The 17,993-nt window shown below is 61.1% G+C and carries 25 protein-coding genes and 1 pseudogene; 10 read left to right on the forward strand and 16 right to left on the reverse strand.

From position 1 onward, the window contains the following. Positions 1–162 precede the first annotated feature (162 nt). Entirely contained in the window at positions 163–1,260 is a 1,098-nt protein-coding gene (locus ACVMIH_RS15365) for an LLM class flavin-dependent oxidoreductase (protein WP_456862413.1), read from the forward strand. Positions 1,261–1,272: 12 nt separating this feature from the next. Then, positions 1,273–2,148, forward strand: coding sequence for a polysaccharide deacetylase family protein (locus ACVMIH_RS15370; RefSeq protein ID WP_456862415.1), 876 nt, complete (start codon positions 1,273–1,275; stop codon positions 2,146–2,148). Positions 2,149–2,154: 6 nt separating this feature from the next. On the opposite strand, the gene ACVMIH_RS15375 is transcribed toward ACVMIH_RS15370, so the two are convergent. The 9 genes from ACVMIH_RS15375 to ACVMIH_RS15415 form a co-directional block, all read right to left on the reverse strand. Then, the gene (locus ACVMIH_RS15375) at positions 2,155–2,841 is read right to left on the reverse strand and encodes a TetR/AcrR family transcriptional regulator (protein WP_057020520.1); all 687 of its coding nucleotides are present in this window, start codon (positions 2,839–2,841) and stop codon (positions 2,155–2,157) included. Beyond that, positions 2,838–3,392, reverse strand: coding sequence for a flavin reductase family protein (locus ACVMIH_RS15380; protein WP_456862417.1), 555 nt, complete (start codon positions 3,390–3,392; stop codon positions 2,838–2,840). The genes ACVMIH_RS15375 and ACVMIH_RS15380 overlap by 4 nt, the downstream gene beginning before the upstream one ends. Positions 3,393–3,402: 10 nt before the next feature. Beyond that, entirely contained in the window at positions 3,403–4,578 is a 1,176-nt protein-coding gene (locus ACVMIH_RS15385; RefSeq protein ID WP_456866490.1) for an acyl-CoA dehydrogenase family protein, read from the reverse strand. Positions 4,579–4,984: 406 nt separating this feature from the next. After that, positions 4,985–5,413, reverse strand: a complete 429-nt coding sequence (locus ACVMIH_RS15390) for a GNAT family N-acetyltransferase (RefSeq protein WP_057020523.1) — start codon at positions 5,411–5,413, stop codon at positions 4,985–4,987. 82 nt (positions 5,414–5,495) lie between these two features. Continuing rightward, a complete protein-coding gene (locus ACVMIH_RS15395) occupies positions 5,496–5,789 on the reverse strand; it encodes a hypothetical protein (RefSeq protein ID WP_199805365.1) in 294 nt (97 codons plus the stop codon). A gap of 4 nt (positions 5,790–5,793) precedes the next feature. Next, complete coding sequence (locus ACVMIH_RS15400; RefSeq protein WP_456862419.1) at positions 5,794–6,030, reverse strand: hypothetical protein; 237 nt, start codon at positions 6,028–6,030, stop codon at positions 5,794–5,796. 630 nt (positions 6,031–6,660) lie between these two features. Further along, a complete protein-coding gene (locus ACVMIH_RS15405; protein WP_057020524.1) occupies positions 6,661–6,930 on the reverse strand; it encodes a hypothetical protein in 270 nt (89 codons plus the stop codon). 215 nt (positions 6,931–7,145) lie between these two features. After that, positions 7,146–7,400 (reverse strand): hypothetical protein, encoded by a 255-nt coding sequence (locus tag ACVMIH_RS15410; protein ID WP_456862421.1) that lies wholly within the window; start codon positions 7,398–7,400, stop codon positions 7,146–7,148. After that, complete coding sequence (locus tag ACVMIH_RS15415; protein WP_156436535.1) at positions 7,401–7,562, reverse strand: hypothetical protein; 162 nt, start codon at positions 7,560–7,562, stop codon at positions 7,401–7,403. It lies immediately after the preceding gene. 714 nt (positions 7,563–8,276) lie between these two features. Between ACVMIH_RS15415 and ACVMIH_RS15420 the strand changes: the two are divergent. Beyond that, positions 8,277–8,462 (forward strand): annotated as a pseudogene (locus ACVMIH_RS15420) (hypothetical protein). A 102-nt stretch (positions 8,463–8,564) separates the two neighbouring features. On the opposite strand, the gene ACVMIH_RS15425 reads toward ACVMIH_RS15420, so the two are convergent. Further along, entirely contained in the window at positions 8,565–8,867 is a 303-nt protein-coding gene (locus ACVMIH_RS15425) for a hypothetical protein (protein ID WP_057020638.1), read from the reverse strand. A gap of 213 nt (positions 8,868–9,080) precedes the next feature. Between ACVMIH_RS15425 and ACVMIH_RS15430 the strand changes: the two genes are divergently transcribed. Next, entirely contained in the window at positions 9,081–9,341 is a 261-nt protein-coding gene (locus tag ACVMIH_RS15430; RefSeq protein WP_057020526.1) for a hypothetical protein, read from the forward strand. 27 nt (positions 9,342–9,368) lie between these two features. Here ACVMIH_RS15430 and ACVMIH_RS15435 read toward each other — a convergent pair whose 3' ends face one another. Beyond that, positions 9,369–9,722, reverse strand: a complete 354-nt coding sequence (locus ACVMIH_RS15435) for a phasin (RefSeq protein WP_016847366.1) — start codon at positions 9,720–9,722, stop codon at positions 9,369–9,371. A 218-nt stretch (positions 9,723–9,940) separates the two neighbouring features. Between ACVMIH_RS15435 and ACVMIH_RS15440 the strand changes: the two genes are divergently transcribed. Then, positions 9,941–10,126 carry a hypothetical protein gene (locus ACVMIH_RS15440; protein ID WP_018272817.1) on the forward strand — a complete coding sequence of 62 codons (186 nt, stop codon included), beginning with the start codon at positions 9,941–9,943 and terminating at the stop codon, positions 10,124–10,126. A 13-nt stretch (positions 10,127–10,139) separates the two neighbouring features. Here ACVMIH_RS15440 and ACVMIH_RS15445 read toward each other — a convergent pair whose 3' ends face one another. The 3 genes from ACVMIH_RS15445 to ACVMIH_RS15455 all read right to left on the reverse strand — a co-directional run bounded on the left by ACVMIH_RS15445 (position 10,140) and on the right by ACVMIH_RS15455 (position 12,805). Further along, positions 10,140–10,343, reverse strand: a complete 204-nt coding sequence (locus ACVMIH_RS15445; RefSeq protein ID WP_057020527.1) for a hypothetical protein — start codon at positions 10,341–10,343, stop codon at positions 10,140–10,142. Between the two features lie 143 nt (positions 10,344–10,486). Further along, positions 10,487–11,620: an alpha-hydroxy acid oxidase gene (locus ACVMIH_RS15450; protein ID WP_057020528.1), complete on the reverse strand. Its 1,134-nt coding sequence runs from the start codon at positions 11,618–11,620 to the stop codon at positions 10,487–10,489. Between the two features lie 165 nt (positions 11,621–11,785). Beyond that, the gene (locus ACVMIH_RS15455; protein WP_018272820.1) at positions 11,786–12,805 is read right to left on the reverse strand and encodes a GlxA family transcriptional regulator; all 1,020 of its coding nucleotides are present in this window, start codon (positions 12,803–12,805) and stop codon (positions 11,786–11,788) included. Positions 12,806–12,847: 42 nt separating this feature from the next. Between ACVMIH_RS15455 and ACVMIH_RS15460 the strand changes: the two genes are divergently transcribed. Genes ACVMIH_RS15460 through ACVMIH_RS15475 form a run of 4 tightly spaced genes read left to right on the forward strand, consistent with a single transcriptional unit; the run spans position 12,848 to position 15,972 of the window. After that, complete coding sequence (locus tag ACVMIH_RS15460; protein WP_082654035.1) at positions 12,848–13,582, forward strand: hypothetical protein; 735 nt, start codon at positions 12,848–12,850, stop codon at positions 13,580–13,582. Further along, complete coding sequence (locus tag ACVMIH_RS15465) at positions 13,582–14,874, forward strand: MFS transporter (protein WP_057020530.1); 1,293 nt, start codon at positions 13,582–13,584, stop codon at positions 14,872–14,874. Before ACVMIH_RS15460 ends, ACVMIH_RS15465 begins: the two co-directional genes overlap by 1 nt. 40 nt (positions 14,875–14,914) lie before the next feature. Beyond that, positions 14,915–15,655, forward strand: a complete 741-nt coding sequence (locus ACVMIH_RS15470; protein WP_229188818.1) for a YqcI/YcgG family protein — start codon at positions 14,915–14,917, stop codon at positions 15,653–15,655. Then, positions 15,652–15,972, forward strand: a complete 321-nt coding sequence (locus ACVMIH_RS15475; protein ID WP_057020532.1) for a cupin domain-containing protein — start codon at positions 15,652–15,654, stop codon at positions 15,970–15,972. The genes ACVMIH_RS15470 and ACVMIH_RS15475 overlap by 4 nt, the downstream gene beginning before the upstream one ends. Before the next feature lie 25 nt (positions 15,973–15,997). On the opposite strand, the gene ACVMIH_RS15480 is transcribed toward ACVMIH_RS15475, so the two are convergent. After that, on the reverse strand, positions 15,998–16,180 hold the full coding sequence (locus ACVMIH_RS15480) for a hypothetical protein (protein ID WP_016847357.1): 183 nt from the start codon (positions 16,178–16,180) through the stop codon (positions 15,998–16,000). A 52-nt stretch (positions 16,181–16,232) separates the two neighbouring features. On the opposite strand from ACVMIH_RS15480, the gene ACVMIH_RS15485 reads away from it, so the two are divergent. Then, a complete protein-coding gene (locus tag ACVMIH_RS15485; protein WP_225645895.1) occupies positions 16,233–16,391 on the forward strand; it encodes a hypothetical protein in 159 nt (52 codons plus the stop codon). A gap of 249 nt (positions 16,392–16,640) precedes the next feature. Here ACVMIH_RS15485 and ACVMIH_RS15490 read toward each other — a convergent pair whose 3' ends face one another. Continuing rightward, positions 16,641–17,903, reverse strand: coding sequence for a CaiB/BaiF CoA transferase family protein (locus tag ACVMIH_RS15490; protein WP_057020533.1), 1,263 nt, complete (start codon positions 17,901–17,903; stop codon positions 16,641–16,643). Between the last annotated feature and the right edge of the window lie 90 nt (positions 17,904–17,993).

A 17,993-nucleotide genomic window follows, 5' to 3' on the forward strand; every position in this document is an offset into this window, starting at 1 on the left:
TGGCCTCCCGGGCCCAATTTTGGTTTGCCCGATTAGAGGGCCGCCCTCTTCAAAGGTCAAGCTTGTTTATCGAGTGATTATTTGTGTGGCAGGGCTTGTCTTCGCCTCGGGAAGGCCGCAGGTTCCTTGCCAACTAAAGTTCAAATCGCGGGGAGGCGGATCATGAAGCTCGGTTTTTTTACGATGCCGATCCATCCTCTCGACAAGGATTGGCGGCAATCGCTACGGGAGGATCGCGAGGCTTTTCTGCTCGCGGATGAGCTCGGGTTCACCGAGGCGTATGTCGGCGAGCACGTCACCGACAAGGCCGAGAACATCACCTCCAGCATCGCCTTCATTGCCTGGCTCGCAGCCGCAACCAAGCAGATCAAGCTTGGAACCGGCACCATCAACATGCCAAACACGCATCCGGCAGCAGTCGCAGCGGCTGTCGCCATGCTTGATCACATGCTTGACGGCCGTTTCATACTTGGAATCAGTCCTGGTGGATTGCTGTCCGACGCGGAGGTTTTCGGCAATCTCGATGCCGACCGTAATGCCATGTTCCTCGAGGCCATCAATCAGGTTCTTGATATCTGGGCCGGTAAGCCGCCCTATGATTTGCAGGGCAAATATTGGAACATTTCGGTCAAAAGGACTCTGATCGAGGATATCGGCCAGGGAATCGTCGCTCGCCCCTTGCAGGCCCCTCACCCGCCAATCGTGGTGACCGCGGTTGCGCCATTCTCAAAGGGCGTCACGGAGGCGGCGGCGCGCGGCTGGGATCCGATCTCGGCCAACTTCCTGATGCCGGCCTGGGTGAAGAGTCACTGGCCGAAATATGTCGAGGGTTGCGCGCGCGTGAACCGGGCAGCCGAGCCTGCCAATTGGCGTGTCGCCAAGAGCGTGTTCGTGGCAAGGGATGCAGCGACCGCGAAGGCCTATGCCACGTCGCCCGACAGTCCGTACGTGTACTATTATCACCAGTTGTTCACGAAGCTGAAGCGCAGCGGCCGGCTCGAGTTGTTCAAGACGCGACGGGATCAAGCCGACGCTGAGGTCACACTGGAATCGATCTGCGACAAATTGATCATCTACGGCACGCCCGAAAGCGTAGCTGACCAGTTGCTGGCGTTCGAGGAAGAGATTGGCACTTTTGGAACCCTGCTTTACGCCGGCAAGGATTGGAAAGACCGCGAGCTTGGCCGTCAATCGATGATCCTGATGGCCGAGAAGGTCCTGCCGCGGATCAATGCCACCGCTGCCGGATCATCGACGTGAAGGAGGTTCGACATGGCCTTTACTGATCGCATTCCGTACCAGGCGCAGGTCGACCGACCGAAACTGACATTACCTGACGGCAAGAAGCTTGCCGTGTGGGTTATCCTCAATGTCGAGGAATGGCGCATCGAGTATGCGATGCCACGCACCGTGCTGAGCCCACCGATGGGCCAGCCCCTGCTGCCCGACGTGCCGAACTGGTCGTGGCATGAGTACGGCATGCGCGCCGGCTTCTGGCGACAGTTCAAAGCCCTCACCGATCGAAAGATACCGGTGACGCTGGCTGCGAACGCCAACGTCTGCAACAGCTATCCGCGTGTGGCGTCGGCGGCGCGCGAGGCGGGATTCGAATTCATGGGACACGGGTTTGTTCAGGGCCCGATGCACAAGGTCGAGAACCAGGCGGACGCAATCAAGCGCGCGGTCGACACGATTGCTGGATTTACCGGCAAGCCGCCGCGATCATGGGAAAGCCCGGGCCTGACCGAAACCGAAGAAACGCTCGATGTCCTGCGCCTCAACGGGATCGAATACGTGGCCGATTGGGTGATTGACGATCTCCCACAGGACATCGCCACGCCGCACGGCACCGTGACGACGATTCCCTATTCGGTCGAGACCAACGACATCGTCATTCACGCGCTGCAACACCTTCCGTCGGAACAGTTCCTGACGCGCTGCACTGACCAGTTCGATCGGCTGTACCTCGAGGGCGCAGAGAACGCGCGGATCATGGCCATCTCGGTGCATCCCTACATCACGGGCGTGCCGCATCGCATCAAGTACCTGGAGGCCCTGCTCGACTACGTCATCGGCCATGACGGCGTCGCCCTCATGACGGCAAGCGAGATCGGCGATTGGTATCGGGGTCAGATGGCGACAATGTAGCGCGGGTCAGCCGACGACCTTGATCGGCGCCCGCCGACGATCGGTCGCGCTCTCGGCCATCCTCTCAAATCCCGCGAGGAAGATATCCAGCGCATCACTGATCATCTGCGCCTTGTCCTCGAGGACAGGCGCTTCGTAGATGTACTTGCGTACGCCATAATAGAAGATGCCGCCGTGAAACACCCAGGCCAACTCGAGTTCTGCGGCGCTGGGCCTGCCTTGCGTCGCGAGGCCGGCGTCGTGGCGGCATTCCCTGAGAATGCGCGTCAGGATCTTGTCCTTGACCATGCCAACATACCAGCGATTGATATCGAGGCCCTTCAGGCCGGAGTAAAGATAGATCCGGAGCCATCTTCGGTTGAAGATCGCGTCGGTATAGATTTCGTAAAATTCCTGGAGCCGCACGCGGAGCGGACGTGACCGATCCGAGAGCACCTTCTCCCAGCCGATCTCAAGCGGTTCGAGATATACCTTGCGGTAGACCTCCTTGATGAGATCGTCCTTGCTCGGAAAGTAGCGGTAAAGCAGCGGCTGCGTCACGCCGAGCTTGTGAGCAAGGGCGCGCGTGCCGCCGCCAAATCCCTCCTCCGCAAATAGTTCGGTCGCCTTGGTAACGAATTCACTGCGACGATCGACAGCTGATAGTCGCCTCTGCTTGGCACGAACACGCTTGACGGGCGTCTTTCGATTCATGATGTCTCGTCACCACCGTCAACCTGGAACCGGCCAAAACCTCCGCGCGCGAACAACAGCGGACTGTTCCGGTTATAGGCGTAGGCCTCCACCGCGCCCAGGAAAATGACGTGATCCCCGCCATAGTAGCGGTTGGCGGCACGGCATTGGAAATTCGCGACCACATCGGCGAGCACGGGAGCATTCCCGAGACCCGGCGTCCAGCTCACACCCGCGAACTTGTCGTCCGACGATCTGGCAAACTGCATCGCCAGCGCCTGCTGCGACGCGTCCAGAACGTTGACCGTAAAATGGCTGGCATTCTGGAAGATCGGCAGCCCCTGCGAAAACATGCCCAGGCTCCACAACACCAGTGGCGGGTTGAGCGACACCGATGCAAAGGAATTACAAGTAATTCCATAGGGCCGTCCTTCAGCCGACATCGCGGTGACTATCGTCACACCTGTTGCGAACGTACCGAGCGCATTGCGGAAATCACGGGGGTCGATCGCCGAACTATCGCTTGCGAGCTCACTGGCGGGATCCAGCGGATGTTTGGGTGAGTCGGACATCCGGCTAACCTCAAAGCGTCAGATTTTCAGACGGCAGCCCCAGAGCCACCCGCCCGTAATTAGTGCCCGCCGCGTCGAAATTGAACGCGAGATGCGAATTCACCGCATGCGCGTCGCGGAATTGGCGCTGCAACGCTCCCGAGGTGAACAGGCTGCGTGCGCCGCCCGCCGCAAATAGAAGAGACACCGCCTCGGTGCACAAATTGACCGCGAACGCACCGTCGCGCCGAAGCTTCGTCTTCGCTGCAATGCCCGGGATATCGCCACGCCGGACCTCCGCAAGCGTCTCAACGCAGTTGGTGCGCATGATCAGCCGCGCGGCATCTATCTTCGCCGACGCTTCGGCGATCTTGATCTGTGTGCTTTGCAGGTCCCCGACCTTGGCCCGGTTATATGTCGAAGCGCGGTGTCGCGCGATCTCGACATAGTCATCAAGGCAAGCCTGCGCATTTCCCAAACCAACCCCGGACAACACATAGGGAAACAACGAAAAGACCGGAAGCATGTAGAGCGCATTCGGATTGACGATACTGCCCGGCGTCGCACCTCCCGCAAGATCGCTGACGGCAACCGTCATATGCTCGGGAACGAATGCGTCGGTTACCCGCACGTCGTTCGATCCCGTTCCGCGCAAACCAGCCGCATTCCAGGTGTCGTCGATGCTGTAGTCCCGTCTGTTCAACAGGAATAGCCGATACTCGACACCATCGGCCTCATCATCCGAGGCGACCACGCTCGCGAGCATGTTCCATTCGCAGGATTCCACCCCGGACGAAAACGGCCAATGACCACTCAGAACATATCCGCCGCCGGCCTTCCTCGCACGACCTGCCGGGAAGACAAAGGAGGACGCGATCAGCGCATCCGGATACTCTCCCCATACCGCGCTCTGCGCTTCGGGCGCGAACATAGCCAGCATCCAGTGGTGACTTGCAAGGTTGGCAAAATTCCAGGAGACCGAGGCGTCTCCCTGCCCGAGGGCATCGGCACAGTCGACCAGCGCAACATAGTCGAGCTCGCTGCCTCCGACGCGCTTGGGCTGCAGGATCCGGAAAAGGCCGCTATCAAGCAAATCCCGCTCGGTCTCCGGCGGCAATCTGCGCAGCTCTTCGGTCCACGATGCCCGCTCGCGCAAAGCCGGAACAAGTGCCCTGGCTCGTGCGACCATGACCGAATAGCGATCCATATCCGGGCCTGGCTGTACCTTCGTGTCGAGCCCGCGGCCAACCTCAACCATGGTCTCTTCCTTCGTTCGATCTCCAAGACGTTTGCGCGTGCGATCGAGCCGTTAACTCAGTTTATCGATCGATCACCAGAGATCAAGACGCGCAAGCCTGCATTCCGCCAATTCAAGGCTCAGGATCCACGACTGCCGCCGGGCGCCCATTTGAGGAAACGCTTCCAGCGATGCTTCGTTCGCACTGCACAGACGCATTCTAGCATCCCCACGCCCAAGATTCGATGCCCGTTACGACCGCGGCTTGCCAAAGGGAGCTATCCATGGCCAGAAACGCAAAAAAGCCCGGTGGCCGAAGCCACCGGGCGCTCCACGTCATCGATTGTTCGCAACAACCCGAACCGCGTTGCAGGATTTAGACGAGCTCCTTCCGCCAGTACAGCGTGTGCTGCCATGCCCAGGGCGAGACAGGTTCGAAGAGCCGATACCCCTGCCGGATAAAATTATTGGCCGAGACGATGTTGTCGGTGGTATCCGAAACGATCGCCTTCCAGCCGGCACGCCGCGCTCGTGCTTCCAGCGCGCGAGTAAGCCGCACCTGCAGGCCGTGGCCGCAGTGCGGCATCACGACGCCAACGCGGCACAGATATCCAGCATTTGTAACATAGGTTGAAGGAATGACACCCGCGAATGCGATTGGCTTCGCTCCACGGAACGCAATCCACCAATATCCTTGCTCGAAGTCCGGTACACGGGTCCCGTCGCAGAATATCAGCTGATGAAGCTCGGCGAGCGAGTCCGCCACCGCTTCGTCCTGGGCTTCGACCTCGCGTATCCGATACATTTATGCGCCTCAATAATTCTGTTGTCCGCCTAGGCGCCCAGATCTATGTCCAAGGACATCGATCGGCTCCGTACTCTGCGAGTCATTTTCCGAGCGTGGCCTTGATGCCCAACCAAACCGCTCCGAGAAAACCCGTGGCAATCACAGTGATCACCGCCTTGAATGTATAGCTTTGCGCCTGCTCGACACTTCGTCGCCACCGCCGGAGGTGCTGAAAATCGGCGCGCAGCTCGCGTCGGTCTCCCTCTTCAAAGCCGAATGAAGTCAAAACAGTCGCAATAGTCTTGACCACCACGGCGTCGATATCGCTTCGTCGTACCCGATCTTGCTCGATCAACGTTTCCATCACGATCGCTTTGACATCAGCTTCGTACATGCGGTCACCGTCGAATGATGCGTGCGACATTCTCGAACGTGCGCTTTCCAAAATAGAAGCCCATGATCATGCCAGCCCAGGTGCCTACGTCTCCCGCGAGCTGCGGCGTCGTCCCAAGACCGAGAACCTTGTCCCACACGACGCACTTTCCCGAGCCTCGGCCGCCGAATGCCCCCTTGTATCGCGCCGGCCGAAGCAGCGGCTCGAACACCTTTGCGGTTGGAATTTTCAGGATCGACAAGACTACTCTCGATGAGGCAAGACCGCTTGAGCGCCGGGCAGCTGCCCTGCTGCAATCGTCGGCCGTGAACTGTCATTGACGAGCACGCGGCCTGATCAGACTGGCAAGCCAATTATTGAAATCCATCTCCGGAATATCGGAATTGTCCGGAAAGCGAAAGACCGACGGCGGCAACGGAGGACTCGGCATAGGCCGTCCATCGATGGGAGCCCGAGGCTCTTGATCCTGTCGGCATATGCTTCAGGCTTATTCGGCTCGCCCCCATCTACAGTTTTGCGGAAGACCTTTCGTCCCGCCCATTGGGCAGCCCTCCTCTCAAGTTCTCGAGCAACTTCTTCCAGAATCAACTGCCACATGAGTGCTTTCAGCCTTGGCTCGAGGTCCGCCCGAATTGGTCCGAGTGAATTTGGCCCGCGCATGCGCGATTTCGGGAAGACGTCTTATCGTTGTCGAGTGTTTTCAGAATTTGCTCGCTTGGGAGGGGCTACCGACGGACGGAACGCAGAACCACCGCAAGACCGGCGCAACAGACTGCCAATCCGATCAAATGCTGCGAACATCGTGCGATTTATCGCAACGAATGCCATCGCCGGCACTTCCGCCGAGACCCTTATCGGCCACACGATTACATCAGCGCACGAAGAACAAGACCGCCGCTAAACAGAGAGCACAGATAATAAGCCCAATTCCGCCGGCAGCGCTCGCCCCCAGCTCTACTCTTCCGAGCCCGTCACGCCTGGCACCGAGCCAGCCGAACTCTCGTTGGTCGTTCGACATGCCGGGCGCCACGCTAATTCTTCCTAACGAAAGAAGTGGCAGGACAAACCGCGCCACGTTGTAACCAACGAGGTCGACAAAGAACAATACAAGCAGTTCAACAGCCGTCGCGACGATCCACATCAGACTCTCGCCATAGCAGCACTTTTTGCGCGAAGCACGCCATGATAGATATCATGCTGATCCGTGCCCTGGTAGGGCGGTTCTGCAGCACGGTACCGCGAGCGGCGACAGCAGTGGTCCGGCCGCTAGCGGTGAAGTGATTGAACGTATTCGAACAGACATCGGACAAAGGCAGATCGAGCGCTCCGCCTCAGGGAGGATTGCGCCCTCGCCTCTCAGGTATTTTCGTCTTCGACTTCTTCGGGCTCGACGATGATCCGTTCGATGCGGTGCACAAGCTCTAGCCCTCTGTCACCGTTCTCGATCGCCTGCGGCGCTTTACCCCAGCCGCGATCGAGGATGGCGTTGGCAGCGGAAACGCGGGCAGCCGGGGTTGCGCTGGTCGACCGCATCACGCCGACTAAAGCGTTGAGTGCGCTTCGCGTATGGCTTCGGGCAAGCGAGCGTATCTGCGTAATCGTTTTGGCCACTCATTTCTCCTGCCAATCGGTCGGGAGGTATTCACTCGGCGCCGTGTCGATGCAATTCGTCTCGGGATCGGGCAACGCGGAGCGAAATGCGATCGTGGGAAAGTCCGTCTGCTCCCGTTTGGGATGCGGGCGCGGAATGAACTGGATGATCTCGGCACTCATGCAAGCTCCCACAACGCGACGGCAACCAGGCCCGCGAGCGCGAGCGATATCAGATAGGCGGTCATGCAAACCTCGTTGATCGGCCGTCAGCGCGCGATGCGGCCATGGAATGAATGTGCGGCAGATCGCGCACGGGCGGCGATCTTTGGGGCGCGAACCTTATCCCTGACGAGTGGGGCCGCGGGCGGCGCCGGCATGCGCCGCGCCGCAGGACCGGCGCGTTCGCGCGCACCGGCCAATTCGTTGCTCTTTTCAAAGGGTTCGGACGGCGGCACGCTTGCGACGCTCAGGCGACGGGCTGGGAGGATGTGGCGTCGTGACGGTGCGGCCGCCGTCCGATTGGTGAAACGGCAAACAAAAAGCCCGCCGCGGATTGCTCCGCGCGGGCTCAACAATTTCTGATTTTCGGATTATGCCCCTGAGTTGCCCGACGTGTCAAACCCTTTTTTCGGGCTGAATGCGATCGGTAAAATGCGGTGTGTCGGCTTCGACGGTGAGAAACCGCCTTGAGCGAAAAGTTTGAGCATTGATCCGGAATCGCAGCGCAGGCCGGCGCCAAGCGCCTATGCTCACTGCGATGATGTCAGTGTGCCGTTGAGTTGCCCGACGCGTCAAGCGGACAGCTCACAATATTTGGATCGACATCAATTCAGTTTTTGGCTTGCGTCGGTCGAACTGACCCGCGCCGAATTTGATTGCAAGGAGGAAGCGTCGATGTATTTCGTTGCTGCCGTGCTCGCGGTCCTGTCCGGCCTGTTCTACGCCGCGGGCCATCATCAGATCGGCTCTCTCGGTGCCACCATGTGCTAGTATGGCGGCATCTTCTGCGATAGTCCGGTGCTGGTTCTCGTCGGTGCGGGATTTGCAGCAGCGTGGGGCATGCTGGTCAGCATTCGCTGATCATCCCGCGATATTTCCGACGATGATCTTGTTCCGCCGATTTGCCCGACGAGTCAAATTCCTCCGCCCTGCGTCGGGATGTGATCCCACGAACGCCCACATCTATTGCGGCGTGCTCGGGTTTGCCGGATGAGCGGGCTTTGGGCCGGGCGGATCAGGCTCGATCGGTGCCTTGGGCTCGGTCGGTATGACCTTTGCGCCAGCCGCGCGCGCCGCCTCGCCGGTCGTTGAGTAGTTGGCCGAAGCGGCCGGCTGCACGTTCGGCTTGTTCCACGGACCGTGATCCACGATTAGCATGCCGAGCACGCCGAGGATCGCAACCACGGCCGCGACCAACAGCGGCGTGCCACCATGCCGATTTCGATGCTTGACCGAACCGCCATCCGCAATGCCATGCGCCTGCATTGTCATCACCGCCTCCTCCACGGAAACAAGCCGCGACCCGCGCGTAAGTTTCCGGTTCCCCGATGTGAACGCGAGGCATGTCGGTGGAACCAATCCGCCGCTGCGGAATTTCTGGGATATGTGGCCGCCACCGCCGTTCAAGACGTGCGGATAGCGAAGGCGTCGGTCACCTGACGTCGGTCACTTGGCCCTCAATAAATCGCGGCACGGCACATGAGCTCCGAAACACCCGAGTTCCCGCTTCAACCCACACTCGGTGAACGAGCGATCGACACCGCGACGGACGTCTCGCGTACGATCACGGAGGTGTCGGATGGACTCCGAGCGGCCGCCGATCGCTTCAGCGATGCCATCGCGACCTCGCGCCGACCGGGCGGAGCCCTGGCCACCGTGAGTGCGGTCACGCGCGAAGCGCCGCTCGCAAGCCTGTTCGTCGCGTTTCTGCTCGGCGTTGCCGTCGCGCGCCGGCGCTAAAGCGTCGATGGGCCCGCGAACGCCGTCCTAGAACTTGCCCTTCGTCGCGTCCTTGGTCGCCGACATCACGCTACCGCTGATCTGCCGCATGTGTTCGCCGGCATTGGTGAACTGGCTGCGCAGGAACTCCGACTGGATTCGCATCGCCTCCTGCAGATCCGTAGCGTGCACGAGCTTGCGCGCATGCTCGAACGCCGCCTTCATGTTCTGCTCGGTGAACGACAGCGCTTGTTTGGAGATCTCGGTACCGGCGCCCGGCATCGACGTCATCGACTTGCTCGCGGCATCAAAGAACAGGCTGAAGGCCTGTTCGGCCTGGTCGATGGTCTTTTCCGCGAGATCGCGCAACTCGGCGGGAACTTCAAGCTTCGGCTCAATCATGATCGCGCCCCCTGAAATAAGCGTCCGGCGACGTTAGCATAGATTGTGACGGCGTCAGCGCCGGATCGCGAGCTATGAAGACCCCATCCGCTCCGGCCAATTGAGGAAAAATTACCTAGCCGCGACCGACAGCCGATTCCAATCATGTCAGCACTGTGGCATAGTGATTCGGCTTCTTCGTCGGTCGCGTTCGCGTCTCTGGGGAATAAGGGGATCCGATGCTGCGCGCCGTTCGTCCGACACCGACCTGCACCCGGTTCAAGACCAGCATAGAGATGCCGTGCATGAAGTGCGGCACGCAAATGCGGCTTGCCTTGATCGAGCCGCGCGACCAAGTCTACGACGTGCTGACCTATCAGTGCACGCCTTGCAATTCCGGTGAAAGCTTCCTGAACGCGCGCTAGGCTGCGCGCCTGTTCAGTCGCTCAGCACGGCGGCCCCCGCCTCGGTCAGCCCGGGCTCGTCGTCATGCAGTTCGACCAGACCGAGCTCAGCGAGGACGTGCAGATCCTCGTCGCTGACCGGTGACAATTTGAGCCTGCCGGCCTGAATATCTCGCAAGGTCCAGCGCAAGCCGATCGCGCGCTCGAGTGAAAATTCCGCGAATGGATTATTTGCCATCCACCTCGACTAGTGCGGCATTTGGATCAGACTTTGTCGTTGCCACGGCGGCTTCATGGACACCACAGATAGATGGCGGCTGGCGCGATCAAGGCGCACAATGCCTCGATCGCGCCGACGCTTCATGCTTTGCTCGCAGCGGTTCAGTAGCGGTAGGGATCGATATCGAGAAGCGGGAATGCGCTGAACACGCTCGGCAGATTGGTCGGCATCGCCGGATGCAGGTAGGATTTGTCCAGTTCGGCAAAGCTGGTGACGCCGAGCAGACCGAGGCAGCGGATCACCTCGTCCTCCAGCAGTTCAAGCATCCGGACAATGCCGGCCTCGCCGGCTGCGGCGAGCGCCCAGCATTGCAGGCGGCCGATGCCGACAAGATCAGCGCCCGAAATGATCGCCTTCACAATGTCGGTGCCGCGGCAGAACGAGCCGTCGACCATGATCTTGGCACGGCCCGCGACCGCCTGAACGATCTCGGGCAGGACATGCATGGACCCACGGCCATGGTCGAGCTGTCGGCCGCCATGATTTGAGACGTAGATCCAGTCGACCCCATGGTCGAGCGCGATCTTAGCGTCTTCGGCGGTGGCGATCCCCTTGAGGATAAGTGGAATCTTGAACTTGTCCTTGATCAGCTTCACCGTCCGCCATTCCAGACCCTTCTGGAAATCGCCGCCGGTGGCGCGGATGCGGCTCTCGCGAACATAGCGCTTGGCTATGTCGCGTTCGCGCCGGCTGTAATGGGCGGTGTCCACCGTGAGGCAGAACGCGGCGTAACCGTTGTCGATGCTACGGCTGACCACATCCTCGACAAAGGCATCGTCGCCGCGCACATAGAGCTGGAAGATGCGAAGCGCATCCGGTGCCGCCCTGGCGGTGTTCTCCAGCCCGGGCTCGGAAACCGAACTCAGCATGTGCGCCGCGCCGAACGTTCCCGCTCCACGCGCGACGGCCGCGCCCGCATCCGGATCGAAGATCTCGAGCGCGCCGACCGGGGCGATCATCACGGGAAGCCGGAGCTTGCGTCCGAATGCCTCGGTAGAAGGATCGACGTTGATGACGTTGCGCAGGACGCGCGGCCGGAACGCGATCTCGTCGAGCGCCATTCTGTTGCGGCGCATCGTGGTCTCGGTCTCCGAGGCGCCGACGATGTAGTCCCAGGCGTTCTGATTCAGCTTGGCGCGGGCCTTTCGCGCGAATTCGTGCAGGTTCTGGAATTCCTCGCCGCTGGCGCCGAGTTCGACATTGCGCGCCTGTCGAATGGGGGTCCCGTCATTCATGGTGTTTCTTCTCCCGATTTGGCCGGCACATTAGCCGCAGACAAACCGGAAAAGCTACCACCTTGAGCCGCGAATCCTGCCAGCGAAGGCCAGCTATTCGCTCGTGAGATAGATCGGCTTCCGACGCGAAGCGGTCCGCGTTCAGACGGCCTCGCCCGAGGCGAGCTAGCTGCCGGAAAACCGGTTTCGGTACTCGGTCGGCGATACGCCGAGGTGGCGCAGGAAGGCCCGCCGCATTCGCTCGTCATCGCCAAATCCCGCGCGCTTGGCGACCTCGACCACGCCGCCGATCTGGCGGCTTTCGAGCAGCAAGCGCGCCGTCTCCACGCGCAGCGCCTCAACGCCGCTTGCGGGCGTCATGCCGGTGCGGCTGACATAGGTCCGGGCAAAGGTGCGCGGCGTCATCCCCGCCTTTTCCGCAAGGGTCTCGACCTTGAGGTCGCTCGTGATGTTCTCAATGATCCAGGCGTGCAGCGCGCTGAAGCGTCCCTCGACGTCCGATGCCTGGGCGGCAAGGACGGTCGAGAACTGGCTCTGACCGCCCGGCCGTTTCAGAAACACCACAAGTCTGCGCGCAACATCGAGCGCGATGGTGTGGCCGAAATCCTCCTCGATCATGGCGAGTGCCAGATCGATGCCGGCGCTGACCCCGGCCGATGACCAGACGCGTCCGTCCTTGACGAAGATCGCGTTGGGCTCAACCCGGATATTGGGAAAGCTATCCTGCAGACGGGGACAATAACGCCAGTGCGTTGCCGCCCGCTTGCCGTCCAGAATCCCGGTCCAGGCCAGCGCAAATGCGCCAAGACAAACCGACGCGATACGGCGCGCCTTGGGCAGCGCCTCCGCGATCCAGTTCATCAACTTCGCGTCGTTGCGGATCTTCCAGATGCCGGGTCCGCCGGGGATCACCAGCGTGTCGACCTCGGCGGGCGCAATACTGTCGATCGGCGCCGTGTCGATCATCATGCCGACATCGGTCGGCACCAACCCGCCGGAGGTCGACAGGTAGGATAGCGAGTAGTCCGGTCCCGGCAGCTCGATCGCTTCCAGTTCTGCAAACACCTGCGCCGGTCCCGAGATGTCGAGCAAGGTCACACCCGGAAAGGCAACGATCGCGATCCGCCGCGTTGCTTTCTTGTCGCGCGGCTCTGGCCGGGGCGCTTTGGCAGTTTTCGAGGGCATATTGTCCTTTAAGCCATTCGAGGCTGCCCTGTATAGCTCGCAATGGAATTCTGGAGTTCTGCCATGCCGCGAAATCTGGGCAGCGGATACGAGGCGATCAAATCGCCTTGGACGGATTACGCGATCTACAGTCTACCCGATGCCTCTCGGGTCGAAGCCTGTGACCGTCAGCCGCTGATGGACGCCATGAACGCCATCATTGCCGTCAACTGGCAGGCCACCGAGCCGCACTGGACAACAACCTCCTCGCCCTTCGACAAGAAGTATAGCCTGATCCTTGTCTACGATCGGTCCGGCCTCATTGCCTTCTCGGTCTACCGCGTCCTGCAGATGTCGGCCGGACTTGGAATCTATCGCAGCGGCACGGAAGTGCTCCCGGCGCACCAGGGCCGCGGCTTCTACGGATTCTTCACATCGGAAGTCCTGAAATGCTCCGGCGCCGCCGCGAGAGCCGAGGGCAACGTGCTCTACGGCTGGCGAACCCGCAACCCGATCGTCTGGGCAGCGAACGCTAAGATTTGCGAAAAAGTGACTCCATCCTTGCTCGACGATACGCAGGATCTCGCCCTGCAGGCGGCCTGTATCGAGATGTGCACCTCGCTCTATCCGGGCAAGCCGCTCGAACTGCCCGACATGATCATGCGTGGCGCTTACGGCCACATTAAGCACCATCGGCAGGCCTATCATGGCACCGCGTCGCTGGTCGATGCCGCGATGTCGCGGAAGATTCCGAATTCTGCGGATGCCCTTTTCTCGGTGGGTTACGCGAGGGTGTGATGTCGATGCTCGGACAACAAGCTGTTTATGCCCCGACGTCGCGCTTCACCGATCGCGCCTATCTCGCGTGGACGGCGGTGGCCATCGCCTACGCCATCGCCTTCCTGCAGCGCGTATCGCCGCAGTCGGTCAGCCTCAATTTCATGCACGACTTCAACACCGACGCGGCCGGTGTTGCGATGCTCGCCTCAAGCTACTTCTGGGGCTACACCTTGATGCAGATTCCGGCAGGCCTTCTGGTCGACCGTTACGGCGTCAAGCGCGTCGTCCTCGTCAGCATGATCGCCTCCTCGCTCGGCAGCGCCGCGTTCGCGCTGGCGCCGAACCTGCTCGACGTTTTTGTTGCGCGCCTGATCGTCGCCTGCGGTGATGCGCTGGTCTTTACCGCACTCCTGAAGCTCGTGGCACAGAGCTTCGCGGATGAGCGATTCGGCATGATGTCGGGCATCTCGCAGGTCTCGGGCTATGTCGGTGGCGTCATCGCGACCACGCCGCTTGCAGCCGCGGTCTCAGGCTTTGGCTGGCGGGCCTGCTTCCTGTTCATCGCCTGCATTGGCCTCGCCAACCTCGCTTTCGCCAAGCTCGCGCTCAAGCCCGATCCGGCCTCGCACAGCAACAAGACGCTGAAGGGCGTGGTGCTCGCCGCGCGGCAATCGCTGGCCCATGTCGCGAACTGGGGTTGCGCAATGACGTTTGCGTCGCATTTCGCGGTGGTGACGACGCTGTCGGGCGTCTGGGGCATTCCGATGGTCGCGCACTTCTTCCATATCTCCCCGACAGCCGCCGGCACGCCCCTGCTCGCCTTCATGATCGGCAATGCGCTCGGCTCGATCTTCCTGGGTCACGCCGCCGATCGCGCCGCGGCGGCGCTCGATCGCGCGCTGATCGGCATTTGCGTGCTGCGCATGCTGCTGATCGCGATGCTGCTGCCTCCGATCGCCCAGACATTTGGACTCGCCTACGTCACCGTCATATTCACTGCCTTGGGGCTCGTCGCCGGCGGCACCGTTCCGCTGGTGCTGAAATGCGTCAAGAAGCTCTACACCGCCGATCTGATCGGTGTGGGCGCATCCGTGAACACCACTGCCGCCGGATTTTTCGCCGGCATCTCGCAGCCCATCATCGGCTTCGCGATGCTCGCCGCCAGCAACGCCTCGGGGACCGACGCCGTACACAACACGGCCGCGATCGGCGACGGCGGCTACAGCGCCTTGATTGTCATTCTGCTTCTCATGTCGCTGCCCGGCATTGCCGGGCCGCTCTTGATGAGAAGCAAGTTGATAGCTCGTTAGCGTGGTTATGAGTGTAGGGGGTGTTATGGAGCGCTTGTTCTTGAGAAAAGGCGAAGTCGCGTCAAACTTTCCGGTCAGCAGCTGGCAGAGCGTGATGTTCTCCGAGTTTGAAGCGCAGATGAGCAGCGAGGCAAGGCCGTTCCCTTGCGTGTTCGGCGTGACCGGACATCGCCAGGACCAGCTCCGCTACCTTTTCCTCGATCCGTATGATGTGGCAGTGCTGGGCGAGCAACTCGGGCAATATGTCTCGCAGGCGCGCTCGTTCGGTCCCAACACCTCGTTGATCGTGTTCACGCGGCCCCGCCCGGTGCAGACGCTCGATGCCTATTATCGCAAGATGTGGCTGACGCTCGACCAGCTCGCACGGCTAGACAAGAACCCGTGGCCATCAGAGATTCCGGAACAGATCGACCATCCGATGTGGGAGTTCTCGTTTGCGGGCGAGCCGATCTTCGTGGTCTGCACGACGCCCGCGCATGTGATGCGGCAAAGCCGCCGGTCCAGCGCGTTCATGCTCACGTTCCAGCCGCGCTGGGTGTTCGAGAAGATCCTCGGGACGGAGAAGGCTGCGAACGCCGCGTTCGCGGAGGTGCGCAAGCGCCTGATCCCGTACGACAGCGCGAGCCCCTCTCCGCTTCTTGGCCGCTACGGCGCAACCGACGGCCGCGAGTATCTGCAGTACTTCCTGCACGACGACAACAATGCGAGCTCGGGCTGCCCCTTCGCCAAGCTCGCGCAAAACAAGACGCCACCGATCGCGAACAAGGAGCAGGCAGCATGACCCAGATCATCGCAGGCACGAAGACTGAATTTGCCATCGACCCTGAGATCCTGAACCTGCTCCCGGCCCAGGGCTCGGTCGAACTGCAGCATGATGCGGCCGGCAAGGTGCATCAATTCCATACTCATCCGGTCGACGAGATCCTGATGATCATCAGCGGCCGGCTGCACTTCATCTGGGATGGTGGCGAGCGGGTGGTCGGCGCCGGCGATACCATCCTGCTGCCGGCCGGTACCCGGCATCAATCCGAAGCGCTCGAGGGCGGCGCAATCTACGTGATCGCGACGCAAACACCCGCCAAGCCGATGAGCAACTGACGCACAGGAAGGATTTGCGAGCACCTCAGGACAGTGAGGGATCGCGCGGCGGCTCAACCGCCAAACGTTCGACCAGCTCGATGACCTCGGAACGCTGGTCGGGCGCAAGTCGAAGGAAAGCCTTCAACAATCGCAGGCTTTCCAGTGTTTCGCTCGATGGAGCTCCGAGCTTCTTCTGCAGCTCTGCAACGTATGTGGGATTTTTCATCTCGCACCTTAAGTGAGGATTACGAATGGCATACCCAGGTAAGCGTGAAGGCTTGGCCCAGAAGGTCGACACCGCAGCACAAGAGGCCGAACGCCTCGGCCTCACCACGGCAACCCTCATCCTCCGGATGGCACGCCTCGAGATTGATCGGGCGGAGCCCGAGGAAGTTGAAAGTATGCCAAGGAACAACTTGCGCAGCAAGCCGAACTGAGTTCCCGAAACGGACCAGTTCCAAGGCCGCCGGCGACGCGCCGGGGCCCGCGACGCCTGAAAGACATCTCGCCAGGCGAGAGGCTTTCCTCTCGCCTGCTATCAGGTTGTTTTGCGAATAGTTGATCTTTTGTGCAGGTTGAGCACGCTGGAGCGTTTTCGAGCGAAGCGGATACCGGTTCGCGTCAAGGAAACGCGTCTAAACTAGAATCCAGAGCCCCGTTCCGATTCCATCGGCACGGAAAAGGCTCTAGCCGGTGTTGCCTGCCTTGCCAAACGCGCCGGCTTCGGCCAGCGCGGCGATGCGCCGGTCGTCGTAGCCAAGCGTCTTGCTCAACACGTCCTTCGTATGTTGACCGAGCAGCGGAGCCGCAACGGGATCAACGCTCGGCGTCAGGCTCATATTGACCGGCGACTCGATGTTCGGAACCGTGCCGGCGGTTGGATGCGTAATCCTGCTCAGGCGATGCCGGTCGCGCACCTCGGGCGCGTTGAACCCCTCCTCGACCGTCCGCAGATAGCCAACCGGAATGTTGGCCTTCTTCATCTTCGCCATCCAGTTCTCGAGCGTGTCGCCCGCAAACACGCTCGCAATGATCGCGCGCAGCTTCTCCTTGTTGGCCGTGCGCGCCTTGCGGTGAGCAAACTCGGGGTCGGTGACGAGATCCGGGCGTTCCAGCACGTCGGTGACGAGCCGGCGATACAGGCGGTCATTGGCGCAGGCCATGTAGAGCGGACCATCTGAGGCCCGGTAGACGCCGACGGTCGGCGAACCGTTCGGAGAGTTGCCGAAACGGCCGGGATTGTTGCCATTGATAAGATAGGCCATGCCGTAGAAGCCGGTCATTGACACCGCGGTGTCGATCAATGCGACCTCGACCTGCTGACCGCGACCGAGCCGATCGCGCGCAATCAGCGCCAGCAGGATGGCGTTGCAGGCCGACATGCCCGTTGCCATGTCGACGATCGGCGGCCCGGTGCGCACCGGCTCGCCATCCGGAAAGCCGTTGAGCGACATGAAGCCGCTTTCGGCCTGCGTGATCGGGTCGAAGCCCGGGCGCAGCGCGAAATCGCCTTTGCGGCCGTAGGCGGAGATCGAGCAATAAATCAGCCGCGGGTTGGTCGGGGCCACCGACGCATAATCGAGACCGAATTTCCTCATCACGCCGCCGGAGAAATTCTCCACCACGACGTCGGCCTTGGCGATCAACGCGCGCGCGACCTCGAGCGCGACCGGATTGTTGAAATCGAGCGCAATGCCGCGCTTGTTGCGGTTGAGGCTCAGATACGCTGCGCTCTCCCCGCCGATTTCAGCATGCTCATACGCGCGCGTGTCATCGCCGCCGTCCGGATTCTCGATCTTGATGACTTCGGCGCCGAAGTCGGCCAGCGTTTGCGTGCAGGCCGGGCCGGCCACGACGCGGGTGAAGTCGACGACCAGCAGGCCGTCGAGCGCCGTCGGAACTCCCTCCCCGCGCGGCGCGCGCCCCGGCAATTCTGGTCTGGTCATGATCTGACGCTTCCTCTGTTATTTTGTCAGGCGAAATACGACGGTCCCTGCCAAGACCGGCACCGCTCGCCTTTTAGCGGAAGCTCGTCAGCA

This window comes from Bradyrhizobium sp. USDA 4503, assembly GCF_054055815.1.

Coding starts and splice junctions, on each gene's coding strand:
- ACVMIH_RS15460 (WP_082654035.1), top strand. CDS start 12,848: ATGGAATTCTGGAGTTCTGCCATGCCGCGAAATCTGGGCAGCGGATAC.
- ACVMIH_RS15385 (WP_456866490.1), bottom strand. CDS start 4,578: ATGGATCGCTATTCGGTCATGGTCGCACGAGCCAGGGCACTTGTTCCG.
- ACVMIH_RS15375 (WP_057020520.1), bottom strand. CDS start 2,841: ATGAATCGAAAGACGCCCGTCAAGCGTGTTCGTGCCAAGCAGAGGCGA.
- ACVMIH_RS15445 (WP_057020527.1), bottom strand. CDS start 10,343: ATGGCAAATAATCCATTCGCGGAATTTTCACTCGAGCGCGCGATCGGC.
- ACVMIH_RS15425 (WP_057020638.1), bottom strand. CDS start 8,867: ATGCAGGCGCATGGCATTGCGGATGGCGGTTCGGTCAAGCATCGAAAT.
- ACVMIH_RS15455 (WP_018272820.1), bottom strand. CDS start 12,805: ATGCCCTCGAAAACTGCCAAAGCGCCCCGGCCAGAGCCGCGCGACAAG.
- ACVMIH_RS15430 (WP_057020526.1), top strand. CDS start 9,081: ATGAGCTCCGAAACACCCGAGTTCCCGCTTCAACCCACACTCGGTGAA.
- ACVMIH_RS15465 (WP_057020530.1), top strand. CDS start 13,582: ATGTCGATGCTCGGACAACAAGCTGTTTATGCCCCGACGTCGCGCTTC.
- ACVMIH_RS15370 (WP_456862415.1), top strand. CDS start 1,273: ATGGCCTTTACTGATCGCATTCCGTACCAGGCGCAGGTCGACCGACCG.
- ACVMIH_RS15435 (WP_016847366.1), bottom strand. CDS start 9,722: ATGATTGAGCCGAAGCTTGAAGTTCCCGCCGAGTTGCGCGATCTCGCG.
- ACVMIH_RS15440 (WP_018272817.1), top strand. CDS start 9,941: ATGCTGCGCGCCGTTCGTCCGACACCGACCTGCACCCGGTTCAAGACC.
- ACVMIH_RS15415 (WP_156436535.1), bottom strand. CDS start 7,562: ATGAGTGCCGAGATCATCCAGTTCATTCCGCGCCCGCATCCCAAACGG.
- ACVMIH_RS15395 (WP_199805365.1), bottom strand. CDS start 5,789: ATGTACGAAGCTGATGTCAAAGCGATCGTGATGGAAACGTTGATCGAG.
- ACVMIH_RS15450 (WP_057020528.1), bottom strand. CDS start 11,620: ATGAATGACGGGACCCCCATTCGACAGGCGCGCAATGTCGAACTCGGC.
- ACVMIH_RS15405 (WP_057020524.1), bottom strand. CDS start 6,930: ATGTGGATCGTCGCGACGGCTGTTGAACTGCTTGTATTGTTCTTTGTC.
- ACVMIH_RS15480 (WP_016847357.1), bottom strand. CDS start 16,180: ATGAAAAATCCCACATACGTTGCAGAGCTGCAGAAGAAGCTCGGAGCT.
- ACVMIH_RS15390 (WP_057020523.1), bottom strand. CDS start 5,413: ATGTATCGGATACGCGAGGTCGAAGCCCAGGACGAAGCGGTGGCGGAC.
- ACVMIH_RS15380 (WP_456862417.1), bottom strand. CDS start 3,392: ATGTCCGACTCACCCAAACATCCGCTGGATCCCGCCAGTGAGCTCGCA.
- ACVMIH_RS15475 (WP_057020532.1), top strand. CDS start 15,652: ATGACCCAGATCATCGCAGGCACGAAGACTGAATTTGCCATCGACCCT.
- ACVMIH_RS15365 (WP_456862413.1), top strand. CDS start 163: ATGAAGCTCGGTTTTTTTACGATGCCGATCCATCCTCTCGACAAGGAT.